This is a genomic window from Nocardioides guangzhouensis, assembly GCF_004519545.1.
Lineage (GTDB): Bacteria > Actinomycetota > Actinomycetes > Propionibacteriales > Nocardioidaceae > Nocardioides > Nocardioides guangzhouensis.
In genome coordinates this window covers 1-3296 of the sequence record NZ_SDKM01000094.1, presented here as the reverse complement: position 1 = coordinate 3296, position 3296 = coordinate 1, and the positions used below count along the sequence as shown (strand labels likewise).

Below are 3296 nucleotides of genomic sequence, written 5' to 3'. Positions count from 1 at the left end.
AGCGAGCGCCAGCGAGCGTCTCGAAACCAGCCGCCCCGAGGGCAGGAGCCCCAATCTCCCGGCGATCCGTGCAGAGATCATCCGAATCGGGCCCTGGTACCTGCTTTGCGCACGGATCGCCGACGGGTTACCGCTGGGTGGCCTTGGTTTCGAGACGGGCGCAGGGCGCCCTCCTCAACCAGCGGCGGGCGCCGGTCAGTGCAGGAGCTTGAGGCCGGCGACGCAACCGACGATGCCGGCCAGCAGCAGCACCTTCGCGAGCGAGGCGGGCTCCGCGCCGGTGGCCATCGACCAGGCGACGGTGAGGGTGGCGCCGACGCCGACCCACACGGCGTACGACGTGCCCACCGGCAGCGAGCGCATCGCGACCGCGAGGCCGGCCATCGAGGCGACCAGGGCGACGCCGAACACGGCGGTCGGGACCGGACGGGTGAACCCCTCGGACCGGCCCAGGGCCAGCGCCCACACGGCCTCGAGGACGCCGGAGAGGAGAAGGACGAACCACGGCATGACGACTCCCGGGGAACGTCGTCTTGTCGCTGACCGGGTACGGCGCCGCTCGTCCGGGAGCCCGCGGTCGGGCCCTGGCCTCAGGGTCGCACCTCCGTGCACCGCGGCCAAACGGGCGACGAGGGGGCCGGGCCTGGTCGAGCACGTCCGACCTGCAGTGAAGAACCGACCCGGCCCCGGAGGCCGCGACTGCCTCCGGGGCCGGTGGCTCCTCACGCGTGGACGCCGCCCTCCACCTCGGACCGGGCGACGGTCAGCCGGTCGGCCTCCTCCGCGCGGTCGCCGAGCGGGCCGAGCAGCGGCCAGCCGATGCCCCAGAGCAGGCCGCTGAAGATGGTCAGCGCCAGCAGCACCTCGAGGAGCAGGCTCTTGCCGCTGGTGTCCGTGGCCAGCCCACCGACCTGGACGACGACCCCGAGGCTGAACCAGGCCATCTGCCGACGCCGAGGGCCGCGGTAGCGCACCCATCGGGTCACGAAGGCGGCGACGCCCGCGAGGACGGTGACCGCCAACAGTGACAGGCCGACGACCTCCAGCACGTCCGCGAGCCCGGGCATCGCGTCGAGCCCGAGCGGGTTATCGCCCCAGGCGGGGGTGTCCTCGTCGACCGGGCCGGACTTGAGCAGCACGGACAGCACCGACGCCGCGAGCCCGCCTGCTGCGGCCCATGCGACCGGGCGCCAGCGTCGGGATGGCAGCAACCCCGTCGGGAAGAGCAGCATGGGCGACAGGGCCAGCAGGAAGAACGCCACGATGAACGTCGACTGCCCCGCCAGGTTGAGCAGACGGGCCGCCACGGGAGGGTTCACCCGGCCGTCTGCGAGCGCATCCGCGAGGCCTCCGAACAAGTACGTCAGGCAGACGAGGCAGGCCATCAGCATGAGTGCGGCGCCGAGCCTCGTGGCCCGTCGGCGTACCAGCAGCACTGCGCCCAGCACGCCGAACAGGACGAGGGCGGCGGCGTCGACGGCGTCCTCGAGCGTGAGGGACTCGGTGCCGGGGAGCTCCGGCGTGGTCAGGCTCAGCCAGAAACCGGCCGCGGCGGCGGCCGCCATCGCGGCCAGGGCCACCACCGCGGTGGCCGGACGGAGCGGTGCGGGTGCGTGGCGATCGGACATGACGACCTCCTGAGAGCGTTGGGACCTCGCACGGTAGGAACCGACTCCGGGTCGGCACGACCGCGATGACGATCGAGCCGGTACGTCGCCACGACGAGGGCGATTGCCTCTGGGTCATCGCGGGAACCGATGTCGCACGCGGTCCGTGCGCCGTACCGTGGAAAGGTGCTGGAGCGCCCGCGGGCGGCGGGGAGCCGCCTCCGTCGCGAGGACCTGGTCGACCTGGCCCTCGTCGCCGTGATGCTCGCACTCACCGCGGGCGAGACCCTGTCCGGCAACTACGACCGGGAGGACGCGCAAGTCGGCGAGGTGTTGTTCTGGGGCGTGGTGGTGATCCTGCCGTTGACGGTCCGGCGTCGCTTCCCGGTGGCCGTGTGGTTCGCCTCGCTCGGGTTGCTGGTCCTGCAGAGCGCTCTCATGGGCAGCAGCGAGGGTACTGCCGTGTTCTTCGTGCTGCTCGTGGGCGGGTACACCGTGGCGGCCTATCGCCCGAGGAGGACGGCGGTCCTGTGCCTGGTCGCCCTGGTGCCCGTGACGATGTACGTGAGCTGGCGCTCGACCGGGAACCCCTTCGACGACGTGGAGTTCATCGCGTTCCTCGTGGGCGGCTTCTTCGTGGCCGGTCGGATCGTCTGGTCGCGCAACCGACTCGTCGAGCGGCTGGCTGCGCAGTCGGAGGAGCTCCGTCGCAGCCAGGCCGCGGAGGCGCGGGCGGTCGCCGCGGTGCAGCGGGAGCGGATTGCCCGGGACGTGCACGACGTCGTCGCGCACAGCGTCTCGCTGATGGTCGTGCAGGCCGAGGCGGGCGAGGCCCAGCTTTCGGAGGAGGGCCCGTCCGCGGAGTGCCTGCGCGCGATCCAGCGGGTCGGTCGCAGCACCCTGACCGAGCTGCGTGGGCTGCTGGCGACGATGGGCGACGGGGCGGACGAGGGCGCGGACGAGGGAGCGGGCGAGGGGTCGACCACCGCCGGGTCCGCGGCCACGCACGCGCCGAGCCCGCGCCTGCGCGACGTCGACGACCTCGTCGGGGAGCTGGGCCGCGCAGGACTCGACGTGGACCTGCGCGTCGAGGGCAGCCCGGACGCGTTGCCGCCGGGCGTCGACCTCGCGGCGTACCGGATCCTGCAGGAGGCGCTGACCAACGCCTTGCGGCACGCGGGTGGAGCGACGGTGCGGGCCCGGGTCAGGGTCGACCCGGCGGAGGTCGTGGTGGAGGTGGTCGACGACGGTGGCCGCCGTGACCGCGCCGCGGCAAGCAACGGCCACCCCGGCTCCGGCCGCGGGCTGGACGGGATGCGGGAGCGGGCCCGGCTGTACGGCGGCGACGTGGAGAGCGGCCCGACCGCGGACGGGTTCCGGGTGCTGGCCCGGATCCCGGTGCCCGCGGCGGTGGCGCCGTGACCATCCGGGTGGTGGTCGCGGACGACCAGGAGCTGGTGCGCGCCGGCTTCGTGGCGGTGCTGGCCACGCAGCCGGACCTGGACGTGGTCGGCGAGGCCGCGGACGGACGGGAGGCGGTCGACGCCGTACGCCGGCACCGGCCCGACGTGGTCCTCATGGACGTACGCATGCCCCGCCTCGACGGGATCGCCGCCACCCGCGAGATCTGCGCGGACGCCCGCTCCACGACCCGGGTGCTGATCCTGACCACGTTCGACCTCGACGAGT

4 protein-coding genes and 1 riboswitch are annotated in these 3296 nt (G+C 73.6%); of the genes, 2 read left to right on the top strand and 2 right to left on the bottom strand.

The features are described from left to right. Nucleotides 1-195: 195 nt before the first annotated feature. Together EKO23_RS24490 and EKO23_RS24485 are read right to left on the bottom strand one after the other, a co-directional pair. Nucleotides 196-510, bottom strand: coding sequence for a DMT family transporter (locus tag EKO23_RS24490; protein WP_134721168.1), 315 nt, complete (start codon nt 508-510; stop codon nt 196-198). A gap of 12 nt (nt 511-522) precedes the next feature. After that, a riboswitch (guanidine-III (ykkC-III) riboswitch) is annotated at nt 523-588 on the bottom strand. Nucleotides 589-722: 134 nt separating this feature from the next. Beyond that, nucleotides 723-1628, bottom strand: coding sequence for a hypothetical protein (locus tag EKO23_RS24485; RefSeq protein WP_134721166.1), 906 nt, complete (start codon nt 1626-1628; stop codon nt 723-725). Between the two features lie 165 nt (nt 1629-1793). Here EKO23_RS24485 and EKO23_RS24480 point away from each other — a divergent pair, with 165 nt between their 5' ends. After that, nucleotides 1794-3029, top strand: coding sequence for a sensor histidine kinase (locus EKO23_RS24480; RefSeq protein WP_167880642.1), 1236 nt, complete (start codon nt 1794-1796; stop codon nt 3027-3029). Then, nucleotides 3026-3296: response regulator (locus tag EKO23_RS24475; RefSeq protein ID WP_134721162.1), on the top strand; the 271-nt coding region annotated here is incomplete at its 3' end. The genes EKO23_RS24480 and EKO23_RS24475, both read left to right, overlap by 4 nt.